The sequence below is a fragment of the Microcoleus sp. MOSTC5 genome, from assembly GCF_036701825.1.
GTDB lineage: Bacteria > Cyanobacteriota > Cyanobacteriia > Cyanobacteriales > Microcoleaceae > Microcoleus > Microcoleus asticus.
On record NZ_JAUBRK010000066.1, the window covers coordinates 23,184 to 42,097 of the forward strand.

General features: G+C 46.8%; 13 protein-coding genes. 6 read left to right on the plus strand and 7 right to left on the minus strand.

What is annotated here, in order from left to right:
- Positions 1–45: 45 nt before the first annotated feature.
- The 3 genes from QUA54_RS27855 to hemW form a co-directional block, all read right to left on the minus strand.
- A complete protein-coding gene (locus tag QUA54_RS27855; protein ID WP_172188826.1) occupies positions 46–318 on the minus strand; it encodes a DUF1830 domain-containing protein in 273 nt (90 codons plus the stop codon).
- A 102-nt stretch (positions 319–420) separates the two neighbouring features.
- Positions 421–681 (minus strand): hypothetical protein, encoded by a 261-nt coding sequence (locus QUA54_RS27860; RefSeq protein ID WP_333417558.1) that lies wholly within the window; start codon positions 679–681, stop codon positions 421–423.
- A gap of 227 nt (positions 682–908) precedes the next feature.
- The gene (gene hemW / locus QUA54_RS27865; RefSeq protein ID WP_333417560.1) at positions 909–2,255 is read right to left on the minus strand and encodes a radical SAM family heme chaperone HemW; all 1,347 of its coding nucleotides are present in this window, start codon (positions 2,253–2,255) and stop codon (positions 909–911) included.
- A 375-nt stretch (positions 2,256–2,630) separates the two neighbouring features.
- Between hemW and QUA54_RS27870 the strand changes: the two genes are divergently transcribed.
- The gene (locus QUA54_RS27870) at positions 2,631–3,710 is read left to right on the plus strand and encodes a PIN/TRAM domain-containing protein (protein WP_333200585.1); all 1,080 of its coding nucleotides are present in this window, start codon (positions 2,631–2,633) and stop codon (positions 3,708–3,710) included.
- Positions 3,711–4,091: 381 nt separating this feature from the next.
- On the plus strand, positions 4,092–5,138 hold the full coding sequence (locus QUA54_RS27875; protein ID WP_333417562.1) for an NAD(P)-dependent alcohol dehydrogenase: 1,047 nt from the start codon (positions 4,092–4,094) through the stop codon (positions 5,136–5,138).
- On the opposite strand, the gene QUA54_RS27880 is transcribed toward QUA54_RS27875, so the two are convergent.
- The 4 genes from QUA54_RS27880 to QUA54_RS27895 form a co-directional block, all read right to left on the minus strand.
- Entirely contained in the window at positions 5,099–5,374 is a 276-nt protein-coding gene (locus tag QUA54_RS27880; RefSeq protein WP_333417576.1) for a Uma2 family endonuclease, read from the minus strand. The genes QUA54_RS27875 and QUA54_RS27880 overlap by 40 nt on opposite strands.
- Positions 5,375–5,533: 159 nt before the next feature.
- Positions 5,534–7,744 carry a Tex family protein gene (locus tag QUA54_RS27885; RefSeq protein WP_333417564.1) on the minus strand — a complete coding sequence of 737 codons (2,211 nt, stop codon included), beginning with the start codon at positions 7,742–7,744 and terminating at the stop codon, positions 5,534–5,536.
- Between the two features lie 359 nt (positions 7,745–8,103).
- Positions 8,104–8,964, minus strand: a complete 861-nt coding sequence (locus tag QUA54_RS27890; RefSeq protein WP_333417566.1) for a class II fructose-bisphosphate aldolase — start codon at positions 8,962–8,964, stop codon at positions 8,104–8,106.
- Between the two features lie 188 nt (positions 8,965–9,152).
- The gene (locus QUA54_RS27895) at positions 9,153–10,007 is read right to left on the minus strand and encodes a phosphoadenylyl-sulfate reductase (RefSeq protein ID WP_333417568.1); all 855 of its coding nucleotides are present in this window, start codon (positions 10,005–10,007) and stop codon (positions 9,153–9,155) included.
- Between the two features lie 866 nt (positions 10,008–10,873).
- Between QUA54_RS27895 and QUA54_RS27900 the strand changes: the two genes are divergently transcribed.
- The 4 genes from QUA54_RS27900 to QUA54_RS27915 form a co-directional block, all read left to right on the plus strand.
- Entirely contained in the window at positions 10,874–11,239 is a 366-nt protein-coding gene (locus tag QUA54_RS27900) for a response regulator transcription factor (protein ID WP_172188840.1), read from the plus strand.
- Positions 11,240–11,497: 258 nt separating this feature from the next.
- Positions 11,498–11,995: a chemotaxis protein CheW gene (locus QUA54_RS27905; protein ID WP_333417570.1), complete on the plus strand. Its 498-nt coding sequence runs from the start codon at positions 11,498–11,500 to the stop codon at positions 11,993–11,995.
- A gap of 90 nt (positions 11,996–12,085) precedes the next feature.
- Entirely contained in the window at positions 12,086–17,875 is a 5,790-nt protein-coding gene (locus QUA54_RS27910) for a PAS domain S-box protein (protein WP_333417572.1), read from the plus strand.
- A 203-nt stretch (positions 17,876–18,078) separates the two neighbouring features.
- The coding region (locus QUA54_RS27915; RefSeq protein WP_333417574.1) for an Hpt domain-containing protein at positions 18,079–18,914 on the plus strand (836 nt) is incomplete at its 3' end.

Below are 18,914 nucleotides of genomic sequence, written 5' to 3' on the forward strand. Positions count from 1 at the left end.
AAAACCGGGTTTATACCCTTCGTCGGTAAGTCTGGGGAATTATCTTTAATCAGCCGTGCTTAACTCTTCAACTCGCAGCCGATCGCACAAAATTCCTTCGCACACAATAGCACCGCTCTCCGCACTCCTGCAAACTTCTAACTGAGCTTCCGGCAGCGCTTCAAACAAAAAACGTTCCCCGGGAAACACCGTCCGCTCAAAATACCAATTAGGAATATTTGTAATCCGAGCGATTTGCACTTGACTGGTAGTATTCAGATACCAACACAAAATGCGCGCATGACGTTCGGAAATTACCTCATTCAGTGTCAAATTCATATTTTTAACTTGTTTGTGAAACTGTGCGATCCATCGGCGACAGGCCTAAACTTAATATACCATATCACCCGTGACAACAAAATTTTTTTAACATTTCTTAGGTTAATTAATAAAGGCTCCAGGGGAAACTTTGGCGCATTCCACGTCTTTCCAAGAAGCTGCAAAAGCTGGCATTGCTAAAGTGCAAGATTTCCATTCTCCCCGAACAGGTGCGTTGAACAATTCACAGTGACCTACGGAACCTCTTTGCAGTTTATAGTGACCGCAAAAATTACACTTAGAAGTCGGATTGAAGCCACGATCGCTAATTACCTGATTGGGATTGCTGTGGATGTTGTTGCGTTCTAAAGTTAGAGTTTCCATTAAGGTATTTTTTAAATGTTGTCTCTTAAGTATGACAGCCAGATTCCAGTCGTGGCGTCTATCTCAAGGCTTAGTTCGCCTTTTAAGTTTTGTTTAGGGATCGATAAAAAACAGGTTATTTTTGACATTATAAAGCTAGGGAGCAATTTAATTTTCTTCCTGCCGAACTTGCAGACCGCGCTTTACTGCTGAGCAGCTTCCCTGGAGATGTACTTCCTTAGACAGAGCTAATTATCCTCGCCTAGCTTGCTAAACAAATCGGCTAGAATAGTATTAGAAAATAAAAAACCTTCGGGATCGCTCAACCTTAAATTGCCCGAAAGCGGCAGTTTCGCACCCTCGCCTAAAGTTGCAATCGCCCTATCCTCGGTCATAATTTCCACCCATCCTTGCCGCCAGTATGGTTGCAAACAATGCCAAATTTTATCAACCGTTTGCTGCGTAAACTTTTCAGTCAGCGCCGACAGGCTAACTCCTTCTGCTAAACGCAAACCTAGCATCAGCGTTTCTAACAAAACGTCATTTTCTGATACTTGTTGAAAATTTTGCTCAATTTCTCGATCCATCTCTGGCTGGGTTTCCCCTCCAAGTTTTGGGGTAGCAGGGGAATTGAGGCGAGACATCGATCGCACCCACTGATAATATTCTTGAGTTTTGCGAGGCCTTGTTAGCCTCCGGCCTTCCACGTAACTCGCAGCCCCCATTCCCAAGCCGTAATAAGGGCGATTTTCCCAATAAACGCGGTTGTGGCGACACTGATAGCCCGATCGAGCGTAATTAGAAATTTCGTAATGTTCGTATCCAGCACCGGTCAGAATTTCCCGCGCTAAACGGTACATTTGAGCAGCGGTTTCATCTGCTGGTAGCGGCTGCGCGCCTGCTTCAAAGTAGCGCCCGAAAGCAGTCCCCTGCTCAACAATTAAGTCGTAACTCGACAGGTGAGTCGGGCTAATTTCCACCGCCGATTTCAAGGAAGCTTCCCACTGTTCTAAAGTTTGGTGCGGCAGTCCCGAAATCAGGTCTAAACTGAAATTGACAATACCAGCCGATCGCACTATTTCTACTGCTTCAAAAATATCAGCGACAGAGTGCGATCGTCCGCAAGCTTGCAGCAATTCATCCTGAAAAGCTTGCACTCCCAAACTAACTCGATTTACTCCCGCCGCTGCATATCCCCGCAACTGTTCTAAAGTAAACGTACCCGGGTCTATTTCTATAGAAATTTCCGCCCCAGCAGCAATCCCAAATTTGCCGTCGAGAGTCTCTAAAATATTGCTCAACTGACTGACAGAAAGCAGCGAAGGCGTGCCACCACCAAAAAAAACTGTTTCCAGAGATGCCCCTAAATTTGGAGTTTCTTGAATTTCTTGACACAGTACAGCAACGTATTGCACGATTGTGCCGGAATTCTCGCCATTTTTGCGATCGCCCACCACAAAAACCGGAAAATCGCAGTAGTAACAGCGGCGGCGACAAAAAGGTACGTGCAGGTAAGCCGAACTGGGAATGCCGGAATTTGTCGCTTGCACACTTTTTTTTAATTCAAATGTTAAATAATCTATGGGAGGGTTCATTACATCTCAAGCCGAAAGCGCAAGTTCAAATCTAAAGTTTTAATTAAACCATTATGAATAATTATGTATATTATGACATTTTCTTACCAAAAAAGCCCTGCGAACGATCGGCTCTTTTAATTTAACCTCGTACCAGTTTCGATCTGCCACAATTCCCGAACAGCGCGCAGGGCGCTCTATTCGCACTTCGTGCCTGCTTTCGGCGGGGCGTGGTAAATGCCGAGCAACTCACTGGTTGAACCCCCAAAGGGTACAACCGCGAAATATAAGTTTATGAAAATCCCTGAGTAAATATAGCGATATCCGACCACAGCATAAAAACAAGTATCAGCACTGCAAAGATATAATGTGAATAAATTCATTAACCTAGAACTAATGCTAGACGCAATCATAATAATCTCATTCATAATCGCAGGCGGAGGCATAGGCTATTACGGAGTCGAACTCCTGCCGAGCAATCTGCTGCTGCAAGTTACAAATATACAAGGTTTAAGTTCTGTACTAGGCTCGTTTGGAGCATTAATCGGCTTCGTGCTGGGATTAGTGGCTCAAACCACCTACCGGCGCCTGGAAAAACAAGTTCGCGATATGCCAGTGGAGATGTTACTGACGCGGGCGATCGGCTTAATCATCGGACTGCTAGTAGCTAACTTAATGCTGGCTCCGCTGTTCCTGCTGCCAATTCCCCGCGAGTTCGGCTTCATCAAACCTCTAGTCGCAGTCTTGGGAAGCCTCATGTTCGGCTTCACAGGCGTCAGTTTGACCGACACCCACGGCCGCGCTTTCTTGCGGCTGATCAACCCGAAAACCTTAGACACTGTGTTGGTAGCCGAAGGTACTTTCAAACCAGCAAGTGCCAAAGTTGTCGATACTAGCTGCATTATTGACGGCCGGATTGAAAACCTGCTAGAAACAGGTTTCCTTGAAGGTCAAATTATCGTGCCGCAATTCGTGCTCCAAGAACTGCAACTGGTAGCTGATTCCGCCAACGATCAAAAGCGAGTGCGCGGGCGCCGCGGCTTAGATGTACTCAACCGCATCAAAGAAACATATCCAGAACGGATTCAAATTCACTCGGCTGACTACGAAGATCTTGCCACAGTCGATGCGAAATTAGTCCGCTTCGCTTTGGATATCGACGGCATTTTGCTCACCAACGATTACAACTTGTCGAAAGTAGCTACCGTCCAAAAACTGCCGGTTTTGAATATCAACGATTTGACTCATGCGGTGCGGCCAACTTATTTGCCGGGAGATACGATCGAACTAAAAATCCGCAAAGAAGGCAAAGAACCCTCTCAGGGAATCGGTTACTTGGATGACGGCACAATGGTTGTCGTGGAAGCAGGAAGCAGCTATGTCGGCGGCGAAGCCCGAGTCGTAGTCACCAGCGCCCTGCAAACCAGCGCCGGCCGCATGATCTTCGCCCGTCCTCAAGAGTCCGTTATTGTTTGAAACTGAGTAACAATGGCCAGGGCAATCAGAATCAAATATTGCGATCGCTGTTCCCAATCTGCCCCGACTCTCTACCGCGCCCGGTATGACGAGTCGGGGCAGTGGTTTTTTTTGTGTCTTAAATGTTGGGAATCGGTAAGTATAGCAACCGCCCCGGCGGTTAGGACGTAGCGATCTTTCATCACTCTCTGATAAATTGGCGATTTTTCGAGGATACAGCCCATGAAGATTCAAGGTTTCACCCTAAAGTGAAAAAAGAGGGATATAAGCCGAATGGCAGTCACAAATAGGGGAGCAAGGAGAGACGCAGAAAGAAAAGCGTTTTATTGATTTTCCATAGTATTATCTTATTAAAAATTGTGTAAGAAATTTATGAGAAAGATGAAAGCCGCTGTTTTTGTAGAAAAAGGGCGAATCGAGATTCAAGAAAAACCAATTCCTGAGATTGGGCCTACTGATGCACTGATGAAAATCACCACGACGACAATCTGTGGCACAGATGTTCATATACTCAAAGGTGAAGTACCCGTCCAGCCTGGACGGACACTAGGACATGAACCAGTTGGCGTCATTGCAGAACTCGGCGCAGGAGTTCACGGCTATGAAATAGGACAGCGTATTCTTGTTGGTGCTATAACTCCTTGTGGTCAGTGCAATTTCTGTCTTGACGGCTACCAAGCGCAGTGCGGCGGTAAGCCAATGGGTGGTTGGCGCTTCGGCAATACCATTGATGGTTCTCAGGCGGAATACATGCTAGTGCCGAACGCAATGGCAAATTTGACTCCCATACCTGACGAATTAACCGACGAACAGGTGCTCATGTGTCCCGATGTTATGAGTACGGGTTTCAGTGGTGCCGAAAGCGGAAATATCAAGATTGGTGATACAGTCGCCATATTTGCCCAAGGACCAATTGGTATGAGCGCAACTGTTGGTGCCAGACTCAGAGGTGCTTCCAAAATCATTGCCGTCAGCAGCAATCCAGCACGCCTGGAAATGTCCCAAATGCTTGGCTCCGACATTGTTTTAAACTATAAAGAGTGCAATCCAGTCGAAGCGATCCTGGATTTGACTGATGGTCGAGGTGTAGATGTAGCGATTGAAGCACTCGGTATTCAGGAAACCTTTGAAGCCTGTTTGCGTGTAGTTAAACCAGGCGGAATTGTATCGAGTCTAGGAGTCTATTCTGGAAAACTTTCCATTCCTGTAGATGCCTTTGCCGCCGGTATTGGAGATAAGAAAATTGTTACCACCCTGTGCCCCGGTGGAAAAGAACGTATGCGGCGGCTGATAAATGTCATACAGTCCACTCGTGCCGACCTGAGACCTATGATCACACACAGGTTTAAGCTAGATCAAATAAAAGAAGCGTATGAATTATTCGGCAATCAACGAGATGGTGTCATAAAAGTTGCCATAAACCCATAAATCCATGATTGAACGGCAGCATTTTTGTCTCGTTCATCACAAATCACCGCTACATCGGGATAGTAATAAAAATTAGGTGTATCGAGCATAACTTTCATATCTGCCATGTAAGGCATACAACCACTTCCCCGAAGATAGTTCCTCAAAAGTACAGATACGTTCCCCGTGATAATGGCATGAGGTTTGCTTGTCCCTGCCATTGCATAGATTTCACCTTGCCTGTACTCGTGTTTTATGGGGCAGACTTTCTCGGTTTATAAATAGTCTTCGGGGGAGATAGAGGTGTAGCTTTTACTTGCAGTCATCTAAATTTTAGGTTGGTGAGGATTAAACAATTATAGTCGTAGCTTGCGGGGCGGGACGCCATCGCCCTTTTTCAGCTTTCCCCCAAAGTTTCAACGACGGCGCGGGGCCGGAAGCCTCGCGCTATTGCCATTTTGCGGTTGCGGTTTTTCTTGCAGCTTCATCGTCAAACTAACCCGCTTTAACTTCTCATTCACCTCCAAAACCCGCACTTTCACAACTTGCCCGACTTTGACAATCTGTTTGGGGTCATCTACGAAGCGATCGGCTAATTGAGAAATATGAACCAAACCATCTTGGTGCACTCCCACATCAACAAAGGCTCCAAAGTTAGCTACATTCGTGATTATGCCTTCTAATTCCATCCCAACTTGCAAGTCGGAGATTTCTTTGATTCCTGCTTGGAAAGTGGCATATTTAAACTCGGCTCGCGGGTCTCTTCCCGGCTTTTCTAGTTCGGAAATAATGTCTCGGAGTGTTGGTTCTCCGACCTTTTCTGTGACATATTTCTTGATGTTTACCGTCTTGATTTTTTCCGATATTTGTGTTATTCCTGTCAGCGGCAAGTCTAAATCCTTGGCGATCGCCTGCACGACAGGATAACTTTCGGGATGAACTGCTGTATTGTCCAGCGGGTTTTCGCCGCCGCGAATGCGGAGAAATCCGGCTGCTTGCTCAAAAGCTTTGGGCCCGAGTTTGGGAACTTTCAGCAGTTGGCGGCGATTTTTAAACGCGCCGTTTTCGTTGCGGTAATTGACGATATTTTTGGCAACTGTTGCCGTCATTCCTGACACAAATGTCAGCAGTTCTTTGGAGGCTGTGTTTAAGTCAACTCCCACATAATTAACGCAGCTTTCGACTGTTTCGTCGAGTTTCTTTTTGAGCAGTTTTTGGTCAACGTCGTGCTGGTATTGACCGACTCCTATTGATTTCGGGTCTATTTTCACGAGTTCGGCGAGGGGGTCTTGCAAGCGCCGTCCAATGCTGACTGCGCCGCGGACGGTGATGTCGAGGTCGGGAAATTCGGCGATCGCCACCTCGCTTGCTGAATAAATCGATGCACCGGATTCATTCACCATGACTTTAATCGGTTTTCTGTCCATTTCTGCCAAAACTTCCGAAACAAATTCGTCTGTTTCTCGGGAAGCTGTACCGTTGCCGATCGCGATTAATTCAATTTTATATTTTTCAATTAAATGCTTGACAATTTTACCAGCTTGCTGTCGCTGAGCCGCTGCTTGGTGGGGAAAAATTGCTTGATATTCTAAAAATTGTCCGGTTTCATCGAGGGCGGAAACTTTGCAGCCCGTGCGAAATCCCGGATCGATCGCCAGTGTCGGTTTCATTCCCGCCGGCGCCGACAGCAGCAACTCGCGGAGGTTGGTTTCAAAAGTGGCGATCGACTCGATATCAGCGACGGCTTTGTTGTGCGATCGCACTTCTGTAATTAACGAAGTCTTCATCAGTCTGTTGAAGGCATCCTTCAAGGTCGATCGATAAAACTCTTTAACTTCCGGTATCCTAGTTCTAATTTCCTGAGCTTCCAAATAAGCCATTACTGCGGATTCATCAAAAGCCAGTTCCAAATCTAAAACCCCTTCCGTTTCCCCCCGAAACAGCGCTAACATATTGTGCGACTGAACGCTTCTCGCAGCAACTTGATAATTGCGGTACATTTCAAATTTAGTGCTTCCTTCCGGGAAATCCTCTTTAATTTTCGAGACAAAAACTCCGGTTTTCATTAAAAACTCTCGCAAATAAGCCCGCAATTCTGCTTTTTCCGAAACCGCTTCCGCCAAAATATCCGCAGCACCTTTGAGAGCTTCTTCTGATGTTTTTACTCCCTTTTCTTCCGAAATGTATTTAGCTGCTTCCGCCTCCAAATCTGCTGGTTTAGCCGTCGGTAAGTTCAGACCTTTAATAAAATTAGCCAGCGGTTCCAAACCTTTTTCCCTAGCAATTGTCGCTCGCGTCCGCCGCTTGGGCTTGTAAGGCAGATAAAGGTCTTCTAGTTCGTTTTTTTGCAAACACGATTCTATTTTCGCTTGCAATTCTTCAGTGAGTTTCCCCTGAGAGCTAATCGTCTCTAAAATCGATTTTTTGCGCTCTTCAATTTCAGTCAAATAGGTGAAGCGATCGGAGATATCCCGCAACTGAATTTCATTCAGTAAATCCGTGCGTTCTTTGCGGTAGCGGGCAATAAACGGAATAGTTGCTCCCTCGGCGAAAAGTTCCAGAGCATTATTGACTTGAGAGAGATTAATGGAAAGTTCTTGAGCAATCAGTTGAGGAATGTCGATCATAGTGAAGAAGTTCTGGTCAATTGCTGGCGGTTAATAAATTATTTATGATTTGTGGGAATTAAGAGGGAAATGAACTGCAGAGGATACAGAGCAGGAAATTAGATAAATAAGACTTTTAGAGAGTTTTATCGATTGTCCTAGCAGTGTTAACATGATGTTAGCATAAATGCAGTAATTTTTCAATATTGCCATAGAGACTACAGAAATCCTGACTGCAAATCTGTTTGCAGTCAGGATTTTAGTTTTTTTATTCAAAATAAGACTGAAATCATCACTACAAACAGCCTTTAAGATTTGACAAAAACTTGATTAATTTCCGCTGGTTTGTCGCTGGTACTCTTTGCGGTCAATTCGTCCGCCTAGGGAGATTGATGCAGATAAGCTTTACCGGCAGAACCGAAAAGTTGCAGTTTGTCAGAAATGACCGATCGCATGGCATCGATCGCCTTTTCCATTACTTCCAACAAATCTGGATCTGACAAAGAACTGCTAGTTTTTAAAACGTCCATATAAGCTTCGCGAACTTCCGTATTCACGTTAAATTTAGATACTCCTAATTTAATAGATTGATTGATCGTTGATTCCGGCAAACCGCTAGCACCGTGCAGCACTAACGGCACTGACACTGAAGCCCTGATTTTTGCCAAACGCGGGAAATCGAGTTTTGGTTCGCTGAAATATTTGCCGTGAACGTTGCCAATTGTTACTGCTAAAAAATCTACCTTAGTTTCTTTGATAAACTCTACTGCTTCCAATGGATCTGTCATTTTTGCAGCTTTTTCTTCGATTTTCAAACCGTCTTCAGTGCCGCTAATTCTGCCGATTTCTGCTTCAACTACCGCACCGTTAGCGTGGGATAATTTAGTCATTTCGCGCGTAAATATTAAGTTTTGTTCGTAGGGCAAAGGAGAACCGTCTGCCATAATTGATTTGATGCCGGCGTCTAGGGCGAGATGAATGTCTTTTTCTGAGGTGCTGTGATCTAAGTGTACTGCGATCGGCACTAAAGATTTGCGCGCTGCTTCCATGCAAAGCGCGACTAAAGGCGATTTTCCGTATTTGAGGGCGCTGGGGTGAAGTTGCAGCATAGCAGGACTTTGCAGCGCTTCCGCGGCATCGATGACGGCTTTTACTCCTTCGAGGTTGTAGACGTTAAAAGCGCCGATCGCATAAGCGTTTCTCCGGGCAGTGTTCAGCAATTCGCTAGTTGAGGCGAGCATAAGTACCTGGCTTAAAAACTGTTCTGAATGTCGATCATCCTATCAAAGTTCGGTTGCAAGCTCATCTTAATTTTTATTTTTTGTAATTGCGAATTCTTGCGTAAGGTGCGGATTGCGTACCCTACTATTTGTTGGGTACGCATTTATTCTCCGTTTGGCGCCCGTTGCACACCCTACGACTAATTCATTTACTGTTTCTGTGCGTTACCAGCGTGCAAACCGCACTCTTTTAGTGTCGCTTCTTCCCACCACCAGCGACCTTCGCGTTCGTGTTGGTTCGGCAATACCGGCTTCGTACAAGGTTCGCAACCAATGCTTACAAAACCGCGTTCGTGCAACTTGTTGTAAGGCACCTCCAAAGCGCGAATGTAATCCCAAACCTCTGCCGAAGACCAGTTTGCTAAGGGGTTGAATTTAATTAATTCACGATCGGGAGTTGAGAATGCAGTGTCAACTTCAATGACCGGAATACCGTTGCGGGTACTGGGACTTTGGTCTTTGCGCTGACCGGTAATCCAAGCATCGAGAGTATTCAGTTTGCGGCGCAGCGGCTTGACTTTCCGGACGCCGCAGCATTCTTTGTGACCGTCTTGATAAAAACTAAACAATCCCTTTTCATCTACTAGGGCTTGTACTTCTGCCGCATCGGGAAACATTACTTCTAATTTAATGCCGTAATGTTTTCTGACTTGCTCCAAAAACTGATAGGTTTCTGAGTGCAATCTGCCAGTATCTAGGGTAAAAACGCGGAAGTTTTTGGTAATCTTTGAGGCTAGATCGATCAGAACTACGTCCTCGGCACCGCTGAAAGAAATTGAGATATTTTCAAAGTTTTCTAGGGCAAATTTGAGAATTTCTCGCGGTGTTTTTTGACTGTATTCTGCTTCTAGGGCGGCAATGTTGAGATTGTTCTGGATGGCAACCATTATTTTCGGGTTATCGGTGTTCTTTTCCTCTAAACCTTTATTATAGCCGATCGCCGTCTCTCTATCACCGATGAATTTGACTGCATTTTGCAGCAGTCTTTTCGGCTGGACCCACAATCAAGCTCGAGGATGGCGATCGCCCGCTTCTTCAAGTTTTGGTGAACCCAACACTCCTCTACTTTAGAAGTAGCTCAAGGCTTATTTGACATGACATTGCTGCCGCCCTACGAGCCTCCCCCCGAACCTTTCGGGGGGTACGAGCGCAACAGCCAGAGCGATCGCTCCGTGCAGTATTTTTCAACTGCTGCAAATGATGTTAAATTTAGTATCATCTGCTACCAAAAAATAGTGATAAATTATCGGTTATACCACATTATAATTGATTTAAAAACTGTCGATAAATAACTTCAGAGTATGCTCAACTTGGCTCGATTTGCAATTTGATATATCCGGTTCGTCAACTGCTTGTCGGCTTACTAAAAAGCGAGGCAATTTGCGAGTAATCTCGAAGCTTGAATTTTGGGAATTGCGAATTGCGAATGGGAATTCCTAATTGCTAATGGATGAGGTCATTGTTCGCTGCGCGTTAACTTTCGCGAACCGAGGGAAAGCAATCGCAAGCTTGGAGGTTGTTTCGCTCATCGCGAGCAATTACAACTATATCGGTCGGAAAAAAGCTAAAATCCCATCCTATAAAATCAGATTTTTATATCCATATCGCTCGTTATAATAATAGCTGTTGGTTTCAAAAAAGCCAATTACCAATTACTACTTACAGATTAATTTATTCAGGGTGATTCCGTGAGCGAAGTAAATTTTTATCGCTTTTTATCGCTGACAGCCAACCTTCAGCCATGCGATCGGCTATATTGTCTTTAGAAGTACATTAATTTGTTCGCAAAGCGGAATAGTCTCACCGCCGATCGCGCCAGCTTCTGAATAAACATAGTCTGCTGTCAATAACAGCAAGGAAGTGTAGAATCATGTCAAAAGTTTTAGTAGTGGACGACGTAAAGACCGAACTAGAAATCATTTGCCGCATTCTTCAAGATGCCGGACTGGAAGTGATCCGCGCTAACGACGGCGAAGAGGCACTCGCCCTGATCCAAAAAAAGTGTCCTGCTCTGGTCGTTTTAGACGTAGTGATGCCGCGAATGAACGGGTTTGAATTGATCAGAGAATTGCGGGGCCATCGCGCAACTGCAAACTTGCCCGTAGTATTTTGTACTCATAAAAACACCGAGATCGATAAAGCTTGGGGAACCGATTTAGGCGCCGACGCTTACGTCAGCAAACCCTTTGAACCTCAGCAACTCGTCAACATCGTGCAGCGCCTGCTTTCGGCGTAAACAAAATATAAAGCGATCGCCAGCTTCTCAAAAAACATTATACCGACAAATCCCGTTTTTTTTAATAAACTGGGTTTTTGAAACCCCTAAAAGTTTTATGTTTAATGATAGCGACCTGCTTATTTGCAAAATCCGCGATTTATTTAGCGGAAACATTTTATGCACCAAAAATGATGCTGAAAAACTCGATCTGCGATCGGTTTTTAGACCAAAGCAAAACCATAATTTGTAAGCTACACTAAAAACAAAAAATAAGCAATGAAAACAACTGCTCCCCGGGTGGGCAATCAGACAAGTGGAACAAAGCAATTTCTCCTGTTCGGTCAAGGAGGCAGTCTGTTCGCCATAGAACTAGAGGCAGTGCGGGAAGTCCTTTCGCTCAAGGAACAACCGATTTCCCCGGTTCCCAACACCCTGCCATTTTTGCTGGGATTAACCAACTTGCGGGGCGAAATCTTAGCGGCAGCAGACTTCGGACGGTTTGCGGGCATCGAGCCGGTTGATACCTACCACCCAAGCAGCCGCATCTTAGTGGTAGAAGCGCCCGATCCGCGAGACGTGAGATTGTCGAGAATGCGTATAGGATTAGCCGTCTCCCGCGTCGAAGGAGTTTTATCTCTAAATCCAGATCGCACTGTCTCAGCGATAGATGTCAGTCCCGACTTAGCACCCTTTTTAAAAGGTCTGTACAATTCCGAAGGACGCTTGCTAATGATTGTCGATGTAGAAGCGATCGCCCATTCGGAACGCTGGTAAAAATCAAGAATACAGATAAATCAGCAACTGCTTTCCATCAATAAATTTAACTAACGATCGCCGGCATCCGATTTGCCCCTCCTTAATTTTATGATCGAACTTCTCTATACCTGGATCGCAACGACTTTCACCCTGACATTGCCTGACTTCTCGGCATCGGTAGTAGCTGGGGCTGCTAACTGCATCATTTGTGCGTGTTACTTTGCCATCGCCTGGCTGATCACTTTAGGTTTGTGGCGAAACCGTCAATTCGGGTTCGACATCTTCGCCACAGTCACAGCAGGCATATTTTGGAGCTGCGCTTTCGGTCACAGCGGCCACGCCGCCGAATACCTGGGACTGCCGCACTCCCCGGTTGTGCAAACAGTGTCGGATTGGATAACTGTAATTCCGGCGATCGCTTTTTTGAGTTTATCCAACCGCTACGACTTCTTAGTAGGTTCCACCCAAATCCTTAACTCTAAAAAAGAAACAGAACGAGCACTGAACGAAACTAACCAGCGATTTCACGCAATCTTCGACCAAGCTTTTCAAGTCATCGCATTATTGGAGCCAGACGGTACTCTGATCGAAGCAAATCAGACAGCGCTAAAATTGGGCGATTTCCAAGCATCAGAAGTGCTGGGGCTGAAATTTTGGCTCACACCTTTGTGGGCATCATCTCCAACCAACCAGCAGCGCCTAAAAACGAACATTAAACAAGTCTCGATCGGCAATTTAGTCCGGGAAGAATACGAAATCACCGGCCCCAACAACGATGTGACAGTAATGGACGTGTCGTTTAAGCCACTTTTCAATAAGACAGGAGAAGTATTTCAAATCCTCGCCGAAGGCCGCGACATTACCCACCGCAAACAGACAGAAGTGGCATTGCAGCAGCTAACCGCAGAACTAGAGCAGCGAGTGAATGAAAGAACCGAGCAGATCCTGCAAACAAACGCACAATTGGAACAGGAAATTCGCGATCGCACCGCAGTCCAAGAGCAATTAAAAGCCTCTGAACAATTCTTAAATAACATCCTCAACAGCATCTCAGACCCGATTTACGTCAAAGACGAACAGCACCGCTGGATAACATTAAACGATGCCTTTTGTCAACACATAGGTCACCGCAGATCGGAACTAATTGGCAAATCCTACGACGACTTCTTGCCCAAAGAGCAAGCAGACACATATAGAAAAACAGACGAATTAGTTTTCTTGACAAATACCAGCAGGGAAAGCCAAAAAATCCTCACAGACTCAGCAGGAAACACCTGCTATTTCTCCGCCAAAAAATCTACCTTTGTAGATGCCGACGGCAGAAAATTTCTCGTTTCCGCAATTAGAGATATCACCAAGCGCGTGCACATGGAAGAACAACTGCGGCACACGCTCGCAGAAGCAGAAAGCTCCCAAAACTTGCTGCGGACAGTCATTGACGCTACGCCAGACTGCATCTTCGTCAAAGATCGAAACTCGCGCTACACCCTAGTCAATGCAGGTTTCGCCGCCGCCTTCGGCAAAACTCAAGCCGAAATTATCGGCAAAGACGACGCAGAAATCGGCATATCGGTCGATCGAATCTTCGGCAGCTTCCAGGCCCAAACCGATTCCCAGAACCAAATCCAAAACTTCCGGGCAGGCAACCAGGTGGCGCCCGACTCCAACGACTTAGCCACCTTAGCCGACGGCAAAGTACACAGCTTCGACACGCTGAAATTGCCCCTCAAAGACGCAGAAGGCAACATTTTAGGAATGCTCGGCTTCGCGCGCGACATCACAGAGGGCCGCAAATCCGAACAAGAACTATTGCGGTTCAAAGCAATTTTAGAAACCACAACAGACTGGGTAGCCATAGCCGACACCCAACAGCGCACCATTTATCTCAACCGCGCCGCCAGAGAAATGTTGAAACTTGGCGACAACGCAGATGTAGCCGGAATCAACATTTCTGAGATGATATCCCCCAAAAGTATCGACACTATTGTCAACGTCGCCATCCCCGCAGCTTGTCGGGACGGGGTGTGGAGTGGCGAGACAGTTTGGCAGAGTTTAGACGGCGAAGAAGTACCAGTTTCTCAAGTAATAGTGGCCCACAAATCCGAGAATTCAGAAGTTGGATTTATTTCAACGATCGCCCGCAACATTAAAGAACGCAAGCGCGTAGAACAAGCCTTGGAGCAGAACTTGCAAATGCTCGACCTGGCGAGCGACGCTTTGATAGTTCGGGATATTGACGGCACGATTAATTATTGGAATCAAGGAGCCGAACGGATGTACGGCTGGACAAAAAAAGAAGCCTTGGGAAAACTCACCCATACTCTATGGCACACCATTTTTTCCCAGCCTTTAGCAGATATCTGGGTACAGTTAGAAGCGCAGGATTATTGGGAAGGAGAACTAATTCACACCACCAATTACGACACCCAAATCACCGTATTCAGCCGCTGGAATTTGCAGAGAGACGAACAGGGAAAACCCAAAGCAATTTTAGAAACTAACAACGACATCACGGGGCGCAAACAAGCCGAAATCGAAAAGCAAAGATTGATTTCTATCGTAGAAAGCAGCTCGGATTTTATGGGCACGGCTACCCTGGAGGGAGACGCAACGTACCTGAATGCCGCTGGTATTAAACTAGCCGGATTGCAAAATATTGAAGAAGTCAAAACCAAAACTATATATGACTTCCTAACACCAGAAGATGCTAAAAGCTTAAAAGAAGAAATCCTGCCGGCTACTGTGCGAGACGGTTTTTGGCAGGGCGAATTCCGCTTGAGGAACTTTCAAACCGGCCAAAACTTTCCGGTTGACTTCACCATATTTACAGTCAAACACCCAGAAACCGGCGAGCCTATGGGCCTAGCTACAGTTACTCGCGACATCAGCGATCGCAAACGCTCAGAAGAGATGCTGCGCGAGCGCGAAAGACTGTTCCGAGCCATTTTCGACCAATCGTTCCAATTCATAGCTCTGCTCAAACCGGACGGCACCGTTTTGGAAGCCAATCAAACAGCCCTCGCCGCAGCAGACTTGCTGCTCGAAGACATAGTAGGCACCCCGTTTTCGGAAATCCTGTGGTGGCAGATTTCCCCAGCAGCCAAGCAACAGATACGAGAAGCGATCGCCCTCGCCGCGGCCGGCGAGGTAGTCCGCTACGAAGTGGATGTGCTAGTCGCCGGCGGTGCCGTGGCGACCGTTGACTTCTCCATCAAACCCATCAAAGACGACAGCGGCAAAGTCTTGCTGCTAATTCCCGAAGGCCGCGACATCACCGATCGCAAAGCCCTAGAACGAGAATTAGTTTTGCGTCAAACCCGCTTTGACGCATTTTTCACAGCCGCCCCGGCCTCAATGTTTATTTTTGACGACCAGTTGCGCTTCGTGCAAGTCAACGAGAAATTAGCGCAAACCACCGGCACCTCAGTTGCGGAACACCTCGGTAAGACGGTGAGGGAAGTTCTACCTGAAATGGATACCCTACAGCCGATGTTGGAGCAGGTTCTCGCCACCAACCAACCGTTTTTAAATATTGAGGTGTCGGGTTCCACCTTCAACCAACCGGGCGTCGTGCGAGATTGGCTGGCGTCATACTTTCCTTTGCCCGGATCTGACGGCAAACCCATCGGCGTTGGGGGAGTAGCAGTAGAAATTACCGATCGCAAAAAAGCAGAAGTAGAGCGCGATCGATTTTTTATCCTTTCCCTAGACTTGGTTTGTATTATAGATTTTGAAGGGAAATTCAAGCGCCTCAATCCCGCTTGGGAAACAACCCTCGGCTACACCCTAGAAGAAGTGGAAAACCAACCTTTTATCAATTTTGTCCATCCAGACGATCGCGAAGAAACCACAGCCGAAGCGGGAAAAGTAACCGAGGGCGCCGAAGTACAGTTGTTTGAAAATCGCTACCGCTGCAAAGATGGTTCCTACAAGTGGCTGTCGTGGAAAGTGCGACCTGAAACCGAACAAAAGCTCATGTATGCAGTCGCTCGCGACATTACCGAAAGCAAACAGGCGATGGTGCAACTGCAACAAACAACAGCCCAATTAGCCCGTTCCGAAGACCAATTTCGGCAGCAAACCAATCTCTTGCAACTGTTAATAAACAGCATTGGCGACGGCATAATTGCGGCAGACGAAAATAGCAATTTTATTTTGTTCAACCCCGCCGCCGAAGATATCTTTGGGGCGGGTTCGACAGATACTCTTCCCAACGAATGGTCTGCAAAATACGGTTTATTCTTGCCCGATACCGTAACTCCCTATCCCCCAGCCGACATACCTTTAGCGCGCACGGTTCGAGGAGAAGCCTTTGACGACTTAGACCTTTTCACCCGCCACGCAGGCAAGCCAGAAGGCCTGTGGGTGAAAGTTAACGGCCGGCCGCTCAAAGACGAAACGGGGGCGCTTAAAGGTGGCGTAATAGTTTGCCGCAACGTCACCCAGGAAAAAGCATCCCAGCAGCGAATGCAGCAGTTGGCAGAGGCACAGGAACGCTTGGTGCAAGAACTCAAAACGAGGCAAAATGCTCTCGACGAATCGGCGATCGTCAGCGAAACTGACCCCAAAGGAACGATTACCTACGTCAACGACAGATTTATTGAAATATCCGGTTACAGCATGGGAGAACTCCTGCACCGCAACCACCGCCTGATCAATTCCGGCTACCATCCCAAATCATTTTTTCCAGAAATGTGGGTGACAATTTCTCGCGGTTTGGTGTGGAAAGGGGAAATCAAAAACCGACGCAAAGATGGCTCGTTTTACTGGGTAGATTCGACGATCTCCCCCATCTTTGATACCAGCGGCACAATCATAAAATATATCGCCATTCGCTTTGACATCACCGAGCGTAAAGAGGCAGAAGAACGGCTGGAAAAATTGGCAGCAGAACGCAAAGCTGAAGCTGATTCTCTGACGCAGCAAGTCCTCAAATTGTTGGGAGAAATTAAAGGTGCTGCTCAAGGCGACTTGACAGTCAGGGCGGAAGTGACTAACGACGTTTTAGGTGCTGTCGCCGACTCTTTCAACTTCTTAATCGGTTCTCTGCGGAAGGTGGTAACGGGAATTCAAACTTTAGCCGAAGAGGTAACATCTGCCACCGGCGAGTCAATTAACAATACCAGCCAACTCACCCAACAGGCGGAAGTTCAAGCCACAAAAATATCTGCCATCATGCGGGAAATCGAGCGGATTGTGCATTCGATCCGCGACGTGCGAGATGTTTCGGTGCGCGCCGAAACAGTTGCCCAGCAGTCTTCTCACACGGCTGAAGCAGGCGGTGTGGCGGTCGATCGAGCTGTCGAAGGCATTAACGGGCTCCGGTTGACGATCGCCTCTACCTCAAAAATGATGAAGCGTTTGGGCGAATCTTCGCAGCAAATTGGCAAAATTGTGACTTCGATTTCTCAACTTGCTTCGCAAACTAATTTATTAGCTCTGAATGCTACTATTGAGGCGGCGCGAGCCGGCGAACAAGGTTTAGGCTTTGCAGTTGTCGCCGAAGAAGTGCGGAAATTAGCAGAAAGATCGGCTGGCGCTACTGAGGAAATCTCCGAAATTGTCGCTACTATTCAAGAAGAAATCAGCCGCGTGATGAAGGCAATGGAATCGGGGACGCTGGAGGTAGTGGAAGGCACTAAGCTGGCAAGCGAAGCTAAAACTCACCTCAATGCCATCATCGAAGTTAGTCGAGAAATGAATGCTTTGGTGGAAAATATTACTCGCGCATCTGCTAAGCAAACTGTTTCGGCTGAGGAAGTTTCTAGTAGTATGCAGCAAGTCAATGAGATTGCTAATACAACTGCACAAAAAGGTGCGGATGTCAAGGCTTCTTTGGACGATCTGTCTGGTTCTGTCAGCAAATTGCAAAAGTCGGTGGCGAATTTCCGCAGTTAGTCAGTTGACTGTTGACTGTTATACGACTCACTAATAACTATCGTTGTTGTCGGGGCGGGTTGACAAATATCCTGAATGCGAATTTATAGATAATCGTTAACCCACCCTGGCAACAATTACAGTTACATAACGGGACATCATATATAAAAAAACTGCCAACAGACAACAGACAACAGTTAACTGTCAACAGACAAAAGACTAATATGAATGATGACGATTTAAACGAATTAATAGATGCTTATAATGCAGAATGCGAAGAGTTTCTCCAGTTAATGGAGACGAACCTGCTGGCGATGGAAGCTGCGGGGTTGAAAGAGCGAGAAGCGGCAGTTAAAGAAATGTTTCGGGCGGCTCACTCGATTAAAGGTGCCGGTTCGATGTTGGGCTTTCAAAACGTATCGGCGGCGGCTCACACGCTGGAGGACTGTTTTGTCATTTTGCGCGATCGCACAGACTTGTCGGCCCTGGAACCGACTACTGTGAGTGTTTTGCTGCAAGGCGTGGATGCTCTCAAAAAGATTGCCCTCGAATCAATTCAACACTCCGATGTCACAACTCCCGATCAAACAGAAAACTTGGAGGTGATCGCCCAAATTTTCGCTCAGTTCGAGGCCAAGTACGGCAAGTCAGAAGAGTCGCCAGTCCCCGCAGCCAGCCAGTCGCCCGCCCCGGAAACCCTGAAACTGATTTTTGAACACGAAGTGCCGCCACTCTTCAATCGCCTAGAAACCGAGCTTTCCCAAGCTTCCGAGGCAGATTTGGCAATAAGCGTCACCGCCCTTCATAAGGTTTACTACCAACTCTCGGGTTTGGCTGGAATGCTGCAATTGCCGGATTTTGGGAAAGTCGCCGCACCCCTGAGAGATTTGATCGACTCTCCAGACTTGACTCTAGAACGGTTGCAATCCGAGGGTTGGGCGATCGCCCAAAACTTGCAAACCGCACGCCAACAAATATTGGAAGGAAGGGCGATCGACATCCCCGAAATCTCCCCCTTCCCCACTCCCCCCGACTCCCCCACGCCCCCCGAAATCTCCCC